Here is a 15,418-nt window from a genome sequence, read left to right as displayed (position 1 = left end):
CACCCTGGCGGGCCTTTTTCTTGTTGGGGGGAAACGATCCGATGGCCATCATCCAGAACACGTCGCTGCGGCGCCTGCGCGCGGGCAAGCTTTCGATCGGCTTCGGCGCCGGCCAGCTGCGCACCGTCGCGACCCCGCTGATGGCCAAGGCCGCCGGCTATGACTGGCTGTTCATCGACATGGAGCACGGCGCCTTCTCGGTGAACGAAGCAACCCAGCTGTGCATCGCCGCCCTGCCCACCGGGGTGACGCCGATCGTGCGCGTGTGCACCGATGCGCTGGACGAGGCCACGCGCGCCCTGGACAACGGCGCGCTGGGCATCGTGGTGCCGCATGTGGACACGCCGGCCCAGGCCAAGCGCGTGGCCGAGGCGCTGCGCTTTCCCCCGCGCGGCCATCGCAGCTGGGGCGGCGGCATCGCCGTCTATGGCTTCGCGCCGCCGGGTGCGGCGGAGGCGCAGGAGGAGATCAACAACGAGGTCATGGTCGTCGCCATGATCGAGACGGCCGAGGCGGTGGCGAACGCCGATGCCATCGCCGCCACGCCGGGCATCGACGTGCTGCTGATCGGCACCTCCGACCTGACCGCGGACATGGGCATTTCCGGCCAGGCGGGGCATGAGCGCGTGCAGGCGGCGTATCGCAGCGTCGTCGACGCCTGCAACAAGCACGGCAAGTTCGCCGGGCTGGGCGGGATCTACGACGACACCTGGGCGAAGTTCTACATCGCCATGGGCACGCGCTTCGTGCTGGGCGGGTCGGACCAGATGTTCATCCTCTCCGCCGCCACCGCGCGGGCGCAGTTCCTGGCCGGGCTGGCCTGATCGCTCAGTCCACCGCGTGGCCGTGGCGGAGGAACCCCGCCGCGGACACGCACAGAATGGCGGCCCCGCACAGCATCACCGCCTGCGGCACGCCGGTGGCATCGAACACCACCGGGGCCGCCAGCAACGCCACCAGCGTTCCGACCTGGTTCATCACCATGAAGGCGCGCACGGCGGCGGCCATGTCGGCGCGGGCCAGCACGGTCTGGCGCAGGGTGGCCATGGTGACGTCGTGCATGGGGCCGCCGATCGCGCCCAGGGCGGCCGAGGCGATGAAGCAGGGCAGCATCCAGGCGGCCGGCAGCAGCAGGCCCGACAGGCCCAGCGCCACGATCCCGGTGCCCAGGAACAGGTTGCCGCCGAAGATCATCCACGCCGGCCGGCGGGCGATGCCGCGGCTGCCCACGACCAGGGTCGCCAGCAGGTTGGTGGAGCCGTAGCCGGAGATCACCAGCCCGTAGGCGGCAAGGCCGGCGCCGCCGGGGCCGGTGACGCCGGCCTGCTCGATCATCAGCGGCAGGCCCAGGAAGAACGCGGCATACCAGGCGCCGTTGATCACGCAGGTAACGCCCAGCATGAACCCGAGCAGGGGATGGCGGCGCACGGCGGTGAAGCCGTGCAGCACGCCGGTCAGCATGCTGGCGCGATGCACCGGCGCGGTTGCGGCCGGCCGCAGCCGCAGGATGGCCAGCACCGCGGCCGCGGAGACGACGAAGGTCGCCGCGTCCAGCGTCACGAAATGCACCAGCGGCAGCACGGCGCTGGCCACCCCGACAAGGCCGGGCCCGAGCAGCCGGGCGATGCGCTCGGTGGTGTCCAGCAGCGCATTGGTGGCCGGCAGCAGGGCGGTGTCGGCGACCAGCGCGGGCAGTATGGCCTGCAGCGCCGGGCGGAACAGCGCCTGCCCGGCCGCCAGCACCAGCACGCAGCCGATCAGGCTCGCTACCGTCGGGTCGCCGCGCGCCATCCATGTCGCCACCAGGCCAAGCAGCGCGGCGGCGCGCACCAGGTCGGCCGCGACCATCAGGCGCCGGTGCTCGATCCGGTCCGCCCAGTGTCCGGCCAGCAGCGCCGTTGCCAGGGTCGCCGCCGCCTGCAGGGCACTGAGATAGCCGGCCGCCGTGCCGAGCAGGCCGACCGCGACCCAGCTCAGCACCACCGTGAACAGCTGGTCGCCGACCGCCGAGGCGGCCAGCCCGCCCCAGAGCAGGGCGGTGGCCGGGTCGCCGAGCGGCCGCAGGATCCGCGGCGTCAGGTGCGGCGTTTCCAGTCGGCGACGCTGATGCGCGGCATCTCGAAACGGTCGGTGGTGCGGGTGTACCAGCCGGCGCCGTGCATGCGCCCGATCAGGCCCAGCTTCGGGGTATCGATATAGCAACGTTCGGCGTTCATCACGCAGTCGTCGCGGACATGCATGGCCACCACCCGGCCGAGCACCAGGGTGCGGTCGTTGTTGATGTCGAGGTTCACCAGCCGCTCGCACTCATAGGCGACCGGGCTTTCGGCGATGCGCGGCGGCTTCACCTTGGTGCTGGGCAGGGTGGTCAGCCCGGCCTCGGCCAGTTCGTCCACATCGGGCGGGAAATCGATGGACGTGATGTTCATCTGCTGGGCGTTGTCTTCGCTGACCAGGTTCACCACGAACTGGCCGGTCTCGCGGATATTGGCGCCGGTGTCCTTGGCGTCGCCCGGTTTGCGGCCGCCGATGCCGATGACCAGCACCGCGGGGTCGTTGGCGAAGGCGTTGAAGAACGAATAGGGGGCCGCGTTCAGCACGCCGTTCGCGTCCTGCGTGACCACCCAGGCGATCGGCCGCGGCGCGACCGTGGCGACCAGCAGCTTGTAGCGCTCCTGCGCGGTCAGGGCATCGAAATCGAACAGCATGGCGGGGCCTCGGAATGATGCGTGCGGCGCGCAGACTCGCTTGCGCCCGGCCGTCTGTCCAGAGCCGGCGGGCCGGTTTCACCGCTCGTTAAGCCGTGTGCCGCATGAATCCCCCCTCTGTCGATGAATCATGGCCTGGGCCATTCGGGGTGGTGAGCATGCGTCTGCTGCGGAATCTTTCGATCGCCGGGAAACTGGGCCTCGCGTCGTTGGCGACGCTGTTGCTGGTGGGCGTGCTGGCGTGGTCGGTGCTGTCGGCGATGGCGGCGCAGCGGGCGCTGGACGACCGCATGTCCGATGCCTACGCCGCCGAGCGCAGCGTCCAGAAGGCGCTGGTGTTCGTGCGCGGGATGCGCCTGGCCAGCCTCGAGTCGCAATTCCGCCAGACGCCGGAAACCGTCTCCGACTCTGCCACGGCGGCCGACGGCGATGCCCGCCGGGCGCGCGACCTGCTGGATGAGCTGGCTGCTGCGGCCGACGGCGACGCGCAGCAGGCGCTGCGGCGCGCGCTGGCCAGCCTCGATGCCTACCGCTCCATGATCCGGCGCACGGCCGAGCTGCGGACCGAGGTGCTGACCGAGCGCGACACCAGCTTCATGACCTTGCAGGCCCGTTTCGACTCGGCGGTACAGGCGGTGCGGCGCGGCCTGCCGCTTGAGGATCTGATGCCCTCGGAAGTCGAGGAGATGCAGGAACATCTGCGACTCTACCAGTCGGCGATCCTGACCATGCGCGATGCCACCAACCGGTTCCTCGCGACCGGCGACAACGGCTTGCTGGAGAAAGTCGCCGCCGCCGACGCGTCGGCGGAAGCAAACCTGCCGGGGTTGCTGCAGGCGCGGATCTCCGACGACTTCCGTGAAACCGTGAACGACATGGCCAGCGCCGGCAAGAACATGCGCCAGTCCGCCCGGCGGCTGTTCGACAACGCCGCGGCACTCGTCGAGTTCATCGCCAACCAGGCCGATCCGGCCAGCGCCGCGGTGGAGGCCCATCTGGGCGCCGCCGTCGCGCAGTTCGGCGACCGGGCAGGTGCCGCGATGGAGGAGGCGACGGCGGGCCAGATGAAGGCGCGGCGCGACCTGCTGCTGCTCATCGGCGGCATCGTCGTGATGCTGGTGCTGTCGGGCTACGTGACCGCGCACGCGGTGGGCCGCCCGATCGCGGCGATGACGCATTCGGTGCAGCGCATGGCCGAAGGCGAGACGGACCTCGCAATCGGCTATGCCGGGCGGCGCGACGAGGTGGGGCGCATGGCCGCGGCATTGGAGGTGCTGCGCCAGGCCGTCCGGCGCGCCTTCCTGCAGAGCCAGATGATCGAGCAGATCCCGGTGGGCGTCATGACCGTCGATCCCGAGGGCGCGTTCCCCATCACCTACATGAATGCGGAGACGCGCCGCGTGCTGGGGCTGGTGCAGGATCGGCTGCCGGTGCCGGTCGATCAGGTCGTCGGCAGCAGCGTCGACATGTTCCACCGCGACCCCGCCCACATCCGGGGCCTGCTGTCCGACCCGGACCGGCTGCCGCACCGTGCCCGCATCCGGTTGGGGGCGGAGACGCTGGAGGTCAATGTGTCCGCCTTGCGGGCGGCCGACGGCAGCTATGCCGGGCCGATGCTGGCATGGCACGTCACGACCGCGCAGGCCCGCCTGTCCGAGCGGTTCGAGCAGTCGGTGGCCGGGGTGGTCGACGTCGTCGGCCGGTCGGCCGAGGACATGCGCCAGACCGCAACGGAGATGACCGGCGCGGCCGAGGCCAGCGGGCGGCGGCTGGGCGTGGTGGCCAGTGCCTCGCGCGACGCCACCGGCAATGTGCAGGCGGTGGCGGCGAGCGCCGAGGAGCTGGCGCATTCGGTGGAGGAGATCGCCCGCCAGGTGGCCGAAAGCGCCGTGATCGCCGGCCAGGCCGTGAGCGAGGCCGAGGCGACCGATCGTTGCGTCACCGGCTTGTCGGAAGCGGCGGCGCGGATCGGCGACGTGGTGAAGCTGATCGGCGACATCGCCGGGCGCACCAATCTGCTGGCGCTGAACGCGACGATCGAGGCGGCGCGCGCCGGCGAGGCGGGACGCGGCTTCGCCGTGGTCGCCAACGAGGTCAAGACGCTGGCGACGCAGACCGCCAAGGCAACCGGCGAGATCGCCGCCCAGATCACGGCCATGCAGGGAGCCACCGGCCAGGCGGTCACGGCGCTGCGCTCGATCGCGGCCACGATCCAGCGCATGAACGAAATCGCCACGGCCATTGCCGGTGCGGTGGAAGAGCAGGGGGCGGCGACCCAGGAGATTGCCCGTGCCGTGCAGCAGGCGGCGGCCGGCACGGCGGAGGTGGACGGCAACATCAGCGAGGTGACCGATGCCGTGCAGCTGACCGGCACGCAGGCGAACGAGGTGGTCGGCGCGGCCGAGCGCCTGAGCGAGCAATCCGGCAGGCTCTCACAGGAGGTCGCGGAGTTCCTGCGCGCGATGCAGGCCGCCTGAGCGCGCCGCGCCATGGACGCCGGTCAGAGATAGGGCAGCAGCAACCGGAATGCGGCGTCGCGCAGGGCGGCGGGAAGCGGTCGCGCGTCGATGTCGCCCAGGCTGAGGCGGCGGCCATGCCGGCTGGCGATCCGCTGGTCGAGCCGGACGGCCAGCGCCGGGTCATAGGTCTCGACCGCGATCTCGAAGTTCAGGCGCAGGCTGCGCATGTCCCAGTTGGCGCTGCCCACCAGACTCCAGGCCCCGTCCACGGTCATCAGCTTGGAGTGGTCGAACGGCGCCGCGCCGTGCCAGATCCGGCAGCCCGCTTCCAGCAAAGGCCGCAATCCCGGCCGCGCGCTCCAGTCCATGATGCGGTGGTCGCTGCGGGCGGGGATGACGATATCCACCGCGACGTCGCGCAGCGCCGCCAGCGCGAGTGCGCTGGTCAGCGGGGCGTCCGGCAGGAAATACGGCGTCGCGATCCGCACCGAATGGCGTGCAGAGGCGATCGCCGCCAGCATCACGCCCTTGATCTTCTCGAGGTCGTGGTCCGGCCCGGAGGTGATGGCCCGGGCAATACTGTCGCCGGAATGATCGATCGGCGGGAACCAGGCCGTCCCCGTCAGCCGCTCGCCGGTGGTGAACTGCCAGTCCTCGCTGAAGGCCGTCATGAGGTCGGCCACCACCGGGCCCGTGACGGAGAAATGGGTGTCGCGCACGGGGTGGGGCGGTTGTGTCGCCATCACGTTCTCGTCGCCGATGTTCAGCCCGCCGGTGAAGGCGCGGCGCCCGTCGACGATCAGCAGCTTCTTGTGCGTGCGCAGGTTCAGGAACGGCATGCGCCACGGCAGCAGCGAATGCAGGAAGCGGGCGGCGGGCACGCCGTCCGCGCGCAACCGGCGATAGGCGCCTGAGCGGATATAGCCGCCGCCGATGCCGTCGATCAGCACACGAACCTGCACGCCGCGCCGCGCGGCGTCCGTCAGTGCCGCGATGAAGTGGCCGCCGGTCGTGTCGTCGCGGAAGATATAGCTGGACAGCGCGACACTGGCCTGGGCGGCGCCGATCGCTTGCAGCATCGCGGGGTAGGCTTCGTCGCCTTGCGACAAGGCGGCGATGGCGTTGCCGGCCAGCGCCGGCCGGCCGGTGATGCGGCCGGCGGCGATATCGAGGGCGGCGAGGTTGGGCGCGCCCGGCACCGCAGCGCGGGCGCCGCCGGCGGCCGGAACGCCGAGCGGGCGGCGGCGCAGCCGGCGGGCGCGGCGGCTGACGCGATTGATGCCGAACAGCAGATAGAGCAGCGCGCCGGCCAGCGGCGACAACCAGGCGAGCCCGATCCAGGTGGTGGAGGAGGCGACGTTCCGCTTGGTCAGCAGCACGTGGATGGTGACGCCGGCGGCGAAGACTAGCTGAACCGTGGCGGCGGCGATCAGGGAGAGGTGTTCGGTGATCGACACGTCCGGTCAAGCTCGCCTGTCGCCCGCAGCGCCGGGGCCTATTTGACCAGATTGGACGGCGTTCGCCCGGCGAGCACGGCGTCGATGCCGTCCAGCGCCAGATGGCCCATGGCCGCGCGCGTCTCGACGGTGGCGCTGCCCAGATGCGGCAGCAGCACCACGTTCTCGAGGGCCCGATAGCCCGGGTTCACGTTTGGCTCGCCGTCGTAGACATCGAGCCCGGCATAGGCGACCTGGCCCGACTTCAGCGCCGCGATCAGCGCCGCGTCGTCCACCAGTGTGCCGCGGGCGGCGTTGGCGATCACAGCACCCTTCGGCAGCCTCGCGATGCGCCCGGCGTTGAGCCATTTGCGCGTGGCATCGCCACCCGGGGCGTTCAGGGACAGGACCTCGCAGACCGCAAGGAAGGTCTCGTCGTTGGGGTGGAAGGTCGCCCCCTGCTCCAGTTCGGGCGGCAGGCGGGCGATGTCGTGGTAGTGAACCTCCATCTGGAACGCCCGCGCGATCCGTGCGACCTCGCGGCCGATGCGGCCCATCCCGAAGATGCCCAGCCGCCGGCCGGAGACCTGCGTGCCCATCAGCTGCGTCGGGGCCCAGCCCTGCCAGTTGCCGGCGCGCACCATGCGCTCGCCCTCGCCGGCGCGGCGGGCCGCGGTCAGGATCAGCAGCATGGCCAGCTCGGCGGTGGCGACGCTGAGCACGTCCGGCGTGTTGCACACGACGATGCCGCGCGCGCGGGCGGCGCCGATGTCGACGTGGTCGTAGCCGACGCTGAAGGTGGCAATCACCTTCACGCTGGCGGGCAAGGCGCGGATGGTGTCGGCGTCCAGCCGCTCGGCGGGGCAGCACAGGATGGCGTCCGCGCCTGCGCTCAGCCGCAGGATGTCGGCGGGGCTGCGGGGCGTGTCGTCGGCGTTGAGGCGCGCATCGTAGTCCCGGGCGGCGCGCGCCTCGACGGGCGCGGGCAGCTTGCGGGTCACGAACAGGACTGGCTTGGGCATCGGTGTTCCTTCAGGTCCAGAGCGGGTCGAGGGGCGGCTTGCCGGACAGCACGGCGGCGATGTTGTCGAGCGTGCGGAAGCCCATGGCGTTGCGCGTCTCCACGGTGCCGCTGCCCATGTGCGGCGTCAGGAACACGTTGGGCAGGGCGGCGAAGCGCAGGTCGTACTCGGGTTCGTTGCGGAACACGTCGAGGCCGGCGGCGAACAGGTGGCCGGACTGCAGGGCGGCGATCAGCGCGTCCTCGTCCACCAGCCCGCCGCGGGCGGCATTCACGAACACCGCCCCCTTGGGCAGCAGCGCGAAGGTTTCGGCGTTCATGATCCCGGCGGTGGCGGCCCCGCCGGGGGCATGCAGCGACAGGATGTCGCAGTGCGGCAGCATGGCGCGGAAGTCGGCGAAATAGGTGGCGCCGTGCTCCTGGTCGACGGGCAGGCGCCGCGGGCCGGAATACAGCACCGTCATGCCGAAGCCGCGGGCCCGCTGCGCCACCGCCTGGCCGATCCGGCCCAAGCCCAGTATGCCCAGCGTCTTGCCCCACGCCCGCAGGCCCATCATCTCGCCCAGGCCGTAGCCGTGGCGCCAGCCGTCGCGCATGATCGCCGCGTATTCGGTGGCGCGGCGGCAGGCGTTCAGGATCAGCATGAAGGTCAGGTCGGCCGTGCATTCCGTCAGCACGTCCGGCGTGTTGCTCATCGGCAGCCCGCGCGCCTTCGCGGCCGCGATGTCGATGTGGTCAGTGCCGACGCTGCAGGTGGCGGCGATGCGCACGTGGTCCGGGATGCGGGCGATGGTCTCGGCGCGGAACGGCAGGTGCGAGGTCAGCATCAGCGCGTCGGCCCGGGTTTCCGTCAGCATGCGGATCACCGTGTCGGCGTCCATGTCCTGGCCCTCCGGGAACGGGCAGTCGAACTCGGCACGGATGCGGTCCGCGACGGCGGGGGGGATCTGGCGGCTGACGATCAGGCGCGGCTTCATCGGCGCTCTCCCGGTTCTGCGTGGCGCGGTTCTTCTCAACGCTTTATGGCCGCATGCGCCCGGTTGCGGAAGAGGAGGCGGCGCGGCACCCTGGCCGCCTTTGCCGGAGATGCCCCATGCGCGCCAACCTGACCCCTGACATCGACCTCGCCGCCCGCCTGTTCGTGACGTTACGGGAGCGCAGCTTCGATGGCGTGGGCGTCACCCGCGAGGCCTATGGGCGCGGCGAGCGCATCGCCCACGAGATCGTGCGCTCCGAGGCCGAGGCGCTGGGGCTGGAAACCCGCACCGACCCGGCCGGCAACCTGCTGATGACCCTGCCGGGGGCCGACCGGACGGCGAAGCGCGTGGTGCTGGGCAGCCACCTGGATTCGGTGCCGCAGGGCGGCAACTACGACGGCGCCGCCGGCGTGCTGGCGGGGCTGGCGGCGGTGGCGGGCATGAAGCGCGCGGGCTTCACCCCGGCACGCGACGTGATCGTGCTGGCCAACCGGGCGGAGGAGGGCGGCGCCTGGTTCCCCACCGGCCTGCCCGGCAGCCGCGCGGCGGTCGGCCGCCTGCCGCCGGAGGCGCTGGCGATCCGCCGCCTGGACAGCGGCCGCACGCTGGAGGACCACATGCGCGAGGAGGGCTTCGACCCCGACGGCGTGCGCGTCGGCCGCTGCCTGCTGCCGCCGGAGAGTCTCGCCGCCTATGTCGAACTGCATATCGAGCAGGGGCCGGTGCTGGACGCCGAGAAGATCCCGGTGGGCATCGTCACTGGCCTGCCCGGCTCGCGGCGCTGGCGGGCGGCGCGGGTGGTGGGGGAATACAACCATTCCGGCGCCACCCCGCGCCGCTTTCGCCGCGACGCCGCGATCGCGCTGGCCGAGCTGGCGCACCGGCTGGACGAGCATTGGGCGCTGCTGGACGCGCGCGGGCAGCGTCTGGTGTGCACCTTCTGCGTGCTGGCCACCACGGCCGAGGCCGGCTTCACCAAGGTGCCCGGCGAGGCCGCGTTCCAGCTGGATATCCGCAGCGTGGACCCGTCGGCGCTGGACGCCATGCAGGCCGAACTGAACCGGCTGGTGGCGCAGATCGAGGCGCGCCGGGGCGTGCGCTTCGAGCTCGGAACCGGGATGGCGAGCCCGCCCACGCCGATGGATCCGGCCGTGCGCGGTGGCCTGGTGCGCGCGGCGGTGGAGCTGGATGTCGAGCATATCGTCATGGCCTCGGGCGGCGGGCATGACGCGGGCTCGTTCGCCCAGGCCGGGGTGCCGGCGGGCATGGTGTTCGTGCGCAACCAGAACGGCAGCCACAACCCGCACGAGGCCATGCGCATGGAGGATTTCGCCCTGGCCGCATCGGTGCTGACGCGCTGGGCGGCGGAGATGGCCGCGTAACCGGCCTCTTGTCACGAAGGGCCGCGGACGGTTGACTGCGGCGCACCGCAGCAACTGGATGACCCCACCAAATGGCATCTGCCCGGCTTGCCGTTGATATCGGCGGCACCTTCACCGACCTCGCGCTGGAACACGGCGGCACCAGGACCACCGCCAAGGTGCTGACCACGCCGCACGCCCCCGAGCAGGGGGTGATGGACGGCGTGCGGACCATCCTGAAGACGGCCGGCCTGCAGCCCGCCGACATCGCCATCCTGATCCACGGCACGACGCTCGCCACCAATGCGGTGATCGAGCGCAAAGGGGCGAAGACGGCGCTGATCACCACCGAAGGCTTCCGCGACGTGCTCGCTTTGGGCAACGAGAGCCGCTACGACCAGTACGACCTCAACATCGTCCTGCCCGAGCCGCTGGTGCCGCGCGCGCTGCGCCTGCCGGTGCCGGAGCGGCTGGACAACGAGGGCCGCGTGCTGCTGCCGCTGGACGAGAAGGCGGTGCGCGCCTTGGTGCCGTTGCTGAAGCGCGAAGGCGTGGAGAGCGTCGCCGTCGGCTTCCTGCACGCTTTCGTGAACGCGGTGCACGAGCGCCGCGTGCGCGAGATCCTGGCCGGGGAGCTGCCGGGCGTTCCGGTGTCGCTGTCCTCGGAAGTGTCGCCGGAAATGCGCGAGTGGGAGCGGCTGTCGACCACCGCCGCCAACGCCTATGTGCAGCCGCTGATGGCCCGCTATCTCACGCGGCTGGAGGGCGAGCTGCGGGCGCTGGGCCTGGGGGCGCCGATCTTCCTCATGCTGTCCGGCGGCGGGCTGACCACCATCGAGACCGCCTGCCGCTTCCCGATCCGCCTGGTGGAGAGTGGGCCCGCGGGCGGGGCCATCTTCTCGGCGCACGTGGCGCGGCAGTGCGGGCTGGCCAATGTGCTGTCCTTCGACATGGGCGGCACGACCGCGAAGATCTGCTTGATCGACGACTACCACCCGCAGACCGCGCGCACCTTCGAGGTCGCACGCGTCGGCCGCTTCCGCAAGGGCTCGGGCCTGCCGCTGCGCATTCCCGTGATCGAGATGGTGGAGATCGGCGCCGGCGGCGGATCGATCGCGCATGTGGACAGCATGGGCCGCATCGCCGTGGGGCCGGAGAGCGCGGGTGCCGATCCGGGGCCGGCCTGCTACGGCCGCGGCGGCGCCTATCCCGCGGTGACGGACGCCAACCTGATGCTGGGCCGTTACGACCCCGCGCGCTTCGCCGGTGGCAGCATGAAGCTGGATGCCGCGGCGGCACGCACGGCCCTGGCCGAGCATGTCGGCGGCAAGCTGGGCCTCGCCGCGGAGATGGCGGCCCTCGGCGTGATCGAGATGGTCGACGAGAACATGGCCAACGCCGCGCGCGTGCATGCGATCGAATCCGGCAAGACCTATGAGGGGCGCACGCTGATCGCCTTCGGCGGCGGCGGGCCCGTGCACGCCTTCCGGGTGGCTGAGAAGGTCGGCATCGACCGCGTGCTGGTGCCCTCGGGCGCCGGCGTGGGCAGCGCCATCGGCTTCCTGCGCGCGCCGGTGGGCTACGAGGTTGTCCGCAGCCTGTACCAGCGCTTCTCGACCTTCGATGTGGAGTCCGTAAACGCGCTGCTGACGGACATGGAGCGCGAGGCCGCGCAGGTGGTGGCGCAGGGCAGCTTCGGCGCCCCCACGCAGCAGACGCGCATCGCCTTCATGCGCTATGTCGGCCAGGGCCACGAGATCCCGGTGCCGCTGCCGGCGCGGCGTCTGACCCACGAGGACGTGGCGGCGATCCGCGCTGCCTACGACACCGAATACAGCCGCTTCTACGACCGCCCCGTGCCAGGATCGGATGTGGAGATCATGAGCTACGCCGTGGTGGTCGCGACGGTGCCCGACGGGATGGCCGATCCGCCGGTGGCGGCGGGAGGCTCATCCGCCACGCCGGTCCGCATGCAGAAAGTGCGCGACACCATCAGCGGGGACGTGTCGGACTGGGCGATCTACGACCGCGCCGGCCTGTCGCCGGGCGCGAAACTGGCGGGGCCCGCGGTGATCGCGGAGGACGAGACCTCCACCCTGGTCGGCCCGGGCTGGTCGGCCAGCGTCAACGGTCTGGGCTACCTCGAACTCGTGCGGGAGGCTGCATGATGACGAAAGAGTCGGGCGCGCTGGCCGGCATCCAGCGGCAGATCATGTGGAACCGCCTGATCGCGGTGGTGGAGGAGCAGGCGCAGACCATGATCCGTACCGCCTTCAGCACCACGGTGCGCGAGGCGGGCGATCTGTCGGCGGGCATCTTCGACCTGCAAGGCCGCATGCTGGCCCAGGCGGTGACGGGCACGCCGGGCCACGTGAACTCCATGATGGAAAGCGTGGGGCATTTCCTGAAGAAATTCCCCGCCGAGACGATGCAGCCGGGCGACCACTACATCACCAACGACCCCTGGCTGGGCACCGGCCACCTGCACGACCTGACGGTGGTGACCCCCGCGTTCCGCAACGGCAGGATCGTGGGCCTGTTCGCCAACACCGCGCACGTGATCGATGTCGGCGGCCTGGGCATGGGGCCGGAAGGGCGCAGCGTGTTCGAGGAGGGGATCTACATCCCCATCGTGAAATGCTTCGACCGCGGCGTGCCGAACGAGACGTTCTTCGATTTCATCCGCTGGGGCTCGCGCCTGCCGGTGGAGCTGGAAGGCGACGTGTACTCGCTGTGCGCCTGCAACGACGCGGGCGCGAAGCGGCTGGTGCAGATGATGGACGAGTTCGCGATGGACAGCCTCGATCCGCTCGCCGCCTTCATCTTCGACAGCTCGCTGCGCGCGACGGTGGCGGAGATCGCGAAACTGAAGCCCGGCACCTACGCCGCCGAGATCAGCAGCGACGGCTATGAGGAGCCGGTGACGCTGAAGGCGGCGATGACCATTCTCGATGACGCCATCGAGGTGGATTTCGCCGGCACCTCCGGGCTGTCGCAGCGCGGCATCAACGTGCCCGCCGCCTATTGCCGCGCCTATTCGTGCTTCGGCATCAAGGTGGTGGTGGCGCCGGAGATCCCCAACAACTGGGCGAGCCTGGCGCCGTTCCGCATGAAGATCCCCGAAGGCTGCATCCTGAATGCGCCGCGGCCCTATCCGGTATCGGTGCGCCACGTCACTGGGCAGTTGCTGCCGGACCTGATGATGGGCTGCCTGCACCAGGTGGTGCCGGACCGGGTGACCGCCGAAGGCTCATCCTGCCTGTGGAATCCGCCGTTGCGCGGCGGCTCCGCTGTGTCCGGCCAGGCGCGCGGCAACAAGGCGGTGCTGCCGGATTTCGAGATCGTCACCTTCAACTCCGGCGGCACCGGCGCGCGGCCGACGCTCGATGGGCTGGATGGCACGGCGTTTCCGTCCGGCGTGCGCACCATGCCGGTGGAGGCGACCGAGAACGTGGCGCCGGTGATCTTCTGGAAGAAAGAGCTGCGGCCGGACAGCGGCGGCGCCGGGCGCACCCGTGGCGGCTTCGGCCAGATCATGGAGATCGGCACCAAGGGCGAACTGGAATTCGCCGTGAACGCCATCTTCGACCGCGTGGCGCATGCGCCCAAAGGCCGCGACGGCGGACTGGACGGAGGCAATGGCGGGGTGCAGCTTGCGTCGGGGAACAAGCTGCGCACCAAGGGCTTCCAGGTGATCCCTGATGGCGAGCGGCTGCTGCTGCTGCTGCCCGGCGGCGGCGGCATGGGCGATCCGGCCGCGCGCGATCCCGCCAAGGTGGCCCGCGACGTGCGCGACGGGCTCGTGTCCGTGGAGAATGCCCGCGCGCTCTACAAGGTTGTCGTCTCCGCCGATGGCGTCGTCGACGTTGCTGCCACTGCTGCACTGGGTCGTGATCGGAACCGATAGGCGTTCCGATCACGACCCAGGTGTTTGTTTTGTCGCGTGATTCACGCCTGCGTGTGATTCCACCTGCGGCGATCACGCTTTGAGGAGCTGACCATGTCCCTGCGCTGCGACCTGATCCTTCGCGACGCCACCATTTTCGACGGCACCGGCGCCGCCCGCACCCAGGGCGATGTCGGCGTCACCGGCGACCGCATCGTGGCGGTCGGCGATCTCGGCGGCTGGTCGGCCGACCGCGAGGTGATCGCCACCGGCAAGGCCGTCGCCCCCGGCTTCATCGATGCGCACACGCATGACGACCGCGCGGTGCTGTGCGGGCCGGAATGCATGCTGTGCAAGATGTCGCAGGGCGTGTCGACGGTAGTGGTGGGCAATTGCGGCATCAGCCTCAGCCCGGTGCGCATGAAGCAGCGCCCGATCCCGCCGCTCGATCTGCTGGGCGATGAAAGCTGGTGGACCTTCGACAGCTTCGGCGCCTACGCCGACCGGCTGGCGCGCGATCCGGCGCCGGTGAACACGGTGGCGCTGATCGGCCACATGTCGCTGCGCGTGGAAGCGATGGCGGGCGACACCCAGCGCGCCGCCACCGACCGCGAGGCCGCGCACATGCAGCAGCGGCTGCGCGAGGCGCTGGATCAGGGCGCGTCGGGCTTCTCCACCGGCCTGTATTATCCGCCGAACATGATGGCGCCCACCGCCGAGGTGATCGCCGTGGCCGAAGCGCTGCGCGCCACCGGCGGGCTGTACGTCACGCATATGCGCGACGAGGCCGCACATGTGCTGGACAGCATCGAGGAGACGCTGCAGATCGGCCGTGCGGTGGACGTGCCGGTGGTGATCAGCCACCATAAATGCGCGCAGCCCGAGAATTTCGGCCGCTCCACTGAAACCCTGCCGCTGATCGAGAAATACGCGCGCACGCAGAAGGTGGATTTCGACGTCTATCCCTATTTCGCCGGCTCCACCGTGCTGATGCCGGATCGCCTGCGCCCGGACGTGCCGGTGAAGGTGACGTGGTCGGTGCCGCATCCGGAGATGACCGGGCGCATGCTGTCCGACATCGCCGCCGAATGGGGCGTGGGGATCAAGGAAGCCGGAGAGCGGCTGCTGCCCGCCGGCGCCATCATGTTCCAGATGGACGAGAAGGACGTGCAGCGCATCATGGCGCACCCGCTGAGCATGATCGGCTCGGACGGCCTGCCGCATGACACCTTTCCGCATCCGCGGCTATGGGGCTGCTTCCCGCGCGTGCTCGGCCATTACGCGCGCGACCTCGGGCTGTTCAGCATGGAAACGGCGGTCCACAAGATGACCGGCCGCGTGGCCGGCGTGTTCGGGCTGGTGGACCGTGGCGTGATCCGTCGTGGCGCCTATGCCGACCTGGTGCTGTTCGACCCCGCGACGGTGCGCGACGGCGCCGATTTCGACAATCCCACGCGCCCGGCGGAAGGGATCCTGGAGACCTGGATCAACGGCCAGTCCGCCTACGTGTACGGCCAGGGCGCGACCGCGGCGCGGGCCGGCAGGCTGGTGACCCGCAACCGCGCGTAAG

General features: G+C 70.8%; 11 protein-coding genes. 6 read left to right on the top strand and 5 right to left on the bottom strand.

All coding sequences use genetic code 11. The features are described 5' to 3' along the window. Nucleotides 1–41: 41 nt before the first annotated feature. A complete protein-coding gene (locus tag OL599_RS07355) occupies nt 42–824 on the top strand; it encodes an HpcH/HpaI aldolase family protein (RefSeq protein ID WP_264713023.1) in 783 nt (260 codons plus the stop codon). A 4-nt stretch (nt 825–828) separates the two neighbouring features. On the opposite strand, the gene OL599_RS07350 is transcribed toward OL599_RS07355, so the two are convergent. Together OL599_RS07350 and OL599_RS07345 are read right to left on the bottom strand one after the other, a co-directional pair. Then, nucleotides 829–2,019 carry an MFS transporter gene (locus tag OL599_RS07350; RefSeq protein WP_264713122.1) on the bottom strand — a complete coding sequence of 397 codons (1,191 nt, stop codon included), beginning with the start codon at nt 2,017–2,019 and terminating at the stop codon, nt 829–831. Between the two features lie 56 nt (nt 2,020–2,075). Continuing rightward, nucleotides 2,076–2,708: a flavin reductase family protein gene (locus OL599_RS07345; protein WP_264713022.1), complete on the bottom strand. Its 633-nt coding sequence runs from the start codon at nt 2,706–2,708 to the stop codon at nt 2,076–2,078. Between the two features lie 158 nt (nt 2,709–2,866). Between OL599_RS07345 and OL599_RS07340 the strand changes: the two genes are divergently transcribed. Further along, nucleotides 2,867–5,185 (top strand): methyl-accepting chemotaxis protein, encoded by a 2,319-nt coding sequence (locus OL599_RS07340; RefSeq protein ID WP_264713021.1) that lies wholly within the window; start codon nt 2,867–2,869, stop codon nt 5,183–5,185. Nucleotides 5,186–5,208: 23 nt separating this feature from the next. Here the strand turns inward: OL599_RS07340 and OL599_RS07335 are convergent, their stop codons facing one another. Genes OL599_RS07335 through OL599_RS07325 form a run of 3 tightly spaced genes read right to left on the bottom strand, consistent with a single transcriptional unit; the run spans nt 5,209 to nt 8,601 of the window. Continuing rightward, complete coding sequence (locus OL599_RS07335; RefSeq protein WP_264713020.1) at nt 5,209–6,624, bottom strand: phospholipase D-like domain-containing protein; 1,416 nt, start codon at nt 6,622–6,624, stop codon at nt 5,209–5,211. A 38-nt stretch (nt 6,625–6,662) separates the two neighbouring features. Then, complete coding sequence (locus OL599_RS07330) at nt 6,663–7,625, bottom strand: 2-hydroxyacid dehydrogenase (RefSeq protein WP_264713019.1); 963 nt, start codon at nt 7,623–7,625, stop codon at nt 6,663–6,665. A 10-nt stretch (nt 7,626–7,635) separates the two neighbouring features. Then, nucleotides 7,636–8,601, bottom strand: a complete 966-nt coding sequence (locus OL599_RS07325; RefSeq protein ID WP_264713017.1) for a 2-hydroxyacid dehydrogenase — start codon at nt 8,599–8,601, stop codon at nt 7,636–7,638. A gap of 116 nt (nt 8,602–8,717) precedes the next feature. Here OL599_RS07325 and OL599_RS07320 point away from each other — a divergent pair, with 116 nt between their 5' ends. The 4 genes from OL599_RS07320 to OL599_RS07305 all read left to right on the top strand — a co-directional run bounded on the left by OL599_RS07320 (nt 8,718) and on the right by OL599_RS07305 (nt 15,417). Continuing rightward, complete coding sequence (locus tag OL599_RS07320; RefSeq protein WP_264713016.1) at nt 8,718–9,983, top strand: hydantoinase/carbamoylase family amidase; 1,266 nt, start codon at nt 8,718–8,720, stop codon at nt 9,981–9,983. Between the two features lie 71 nt (nt 9,984–10,054). Continuing rightward, nucleotides 10,055–12,130: a hydantoinase/oxoprolinase family protein gene (locus OL599_RS07315; RefSeq protein ID WP_264713015.1), complete on the top strand. Its 2,076-nt coding sequence runs from the start codon at nt 10,055–10,057 to the stop codon at nt 12,128–12,130. Further along, on the top strand, nt 12,127–13,869 hold the full coding sequence (locus OL599_RS07310; RefSeq protein WP_264713014.1) for a hydantoinase B/oxoprolinase family protein: 1,743 nt from the start codon (nt 12,127–12,129) through the stop codon (nt 13,867–13,869). The genes OL599_RS07315 and OL599_RS07310 overlap by 4 nt, the downstream gene beginning before the upstream one ends. 93 nt (nt 13,870–13,962) lie before the next feature. After that, a complete protein-coding gene (locus tag OL599_RS07305; RefSeq protein ID WP_264713013.1) occupies nt 13,963–15,417 on the top strand; it encodes an N-acyl-D-amino-acid deacylase family protein in 1,455 nt (484 codons plus the stop codon). Nucleotide 15,418 lies beyond the last annotated feature (1 nt).

Source organism: Limobrevibacterium gyesilva, assembly GCF_025989185.1.
Classification (GTDB): domain Bacteria; phylum Pseudomonadota; class Alphaproteobacteria; order Acetobacterales; family Acetobacteraceae; genus Limobrevibacterium; species Limobrevibacterium gyesilva.
Note: the sequence above shows the minus strand (reverse complement) of the source record. Positions and strands in the feature narration are given on the sequence as shown.

Bases quoted from the DNA above. Each gene is read 5' to 3' on its own strand.
- OL599_RS07325 (WP_264713017.1), bottom strand. From the start codon at position 8,601: ATGAAGCCGCGCCTGATCGTCAGCCGCCAGATCCCCCCCGCCGTCGCG.
- OL599_RS07315 (WP_264713015.1), top strand. From the start codon at position 10,055: ATGGCATCTGCCCGGCTTGCCGTTGATATCGGCGGCACCTTCACCGAC.
- OL599_RS07340 (WP_264713021.1), top strand. From the start codon at position 2,867: ATGCGTCTGCTGCGGAATCTTTCGATCGCCGGGAAACTGGGCCTCGCG.
- OL599_RS07305 (WP_264713013.1), top strand. From the start codon at position 13,963: ATGTCCCTGCGCTGCGACCTGATCCTTCGCGACGCCACCATTTTCGAC.
- OL599_RS07355 (WP_264713023.1), top strand. From the start codon at position 42: ATGGCCATCATCCAGAACACGTCGCTGCGGCGCCTGCGCGCGGGCAAG.
- OL599_RS07345 (WP_264713022.1), bottom strand. From the start codon at position 2,708: ATGCTGTTCGATTTCGATGCCCTGACCGCGCAGGAGCGCTACAAGCTG.
- OL599_RS07330 (WP_264713019.1), bottom strand. From the start codon at position 7,625: ATGCCCAAGCCAGTCCTGTTCGTGACCCGCAAGCTGCCCGCGCCCGTC.
- OL599_RS07310 (WP_264713014.1), top strand. From the start codon at position 12,127: ATGATGACGAAAGAGTCGGGCGCGCTGGCCGGCATCCAGCGGCAGATC.
- OL599_RS07320 (WP_264713016.1), top strand. From the start codon at position 8,718: ATGCGCGCCAACCTGACCCCTGACATCGACCTCGCCGCCCGCCTGTTC.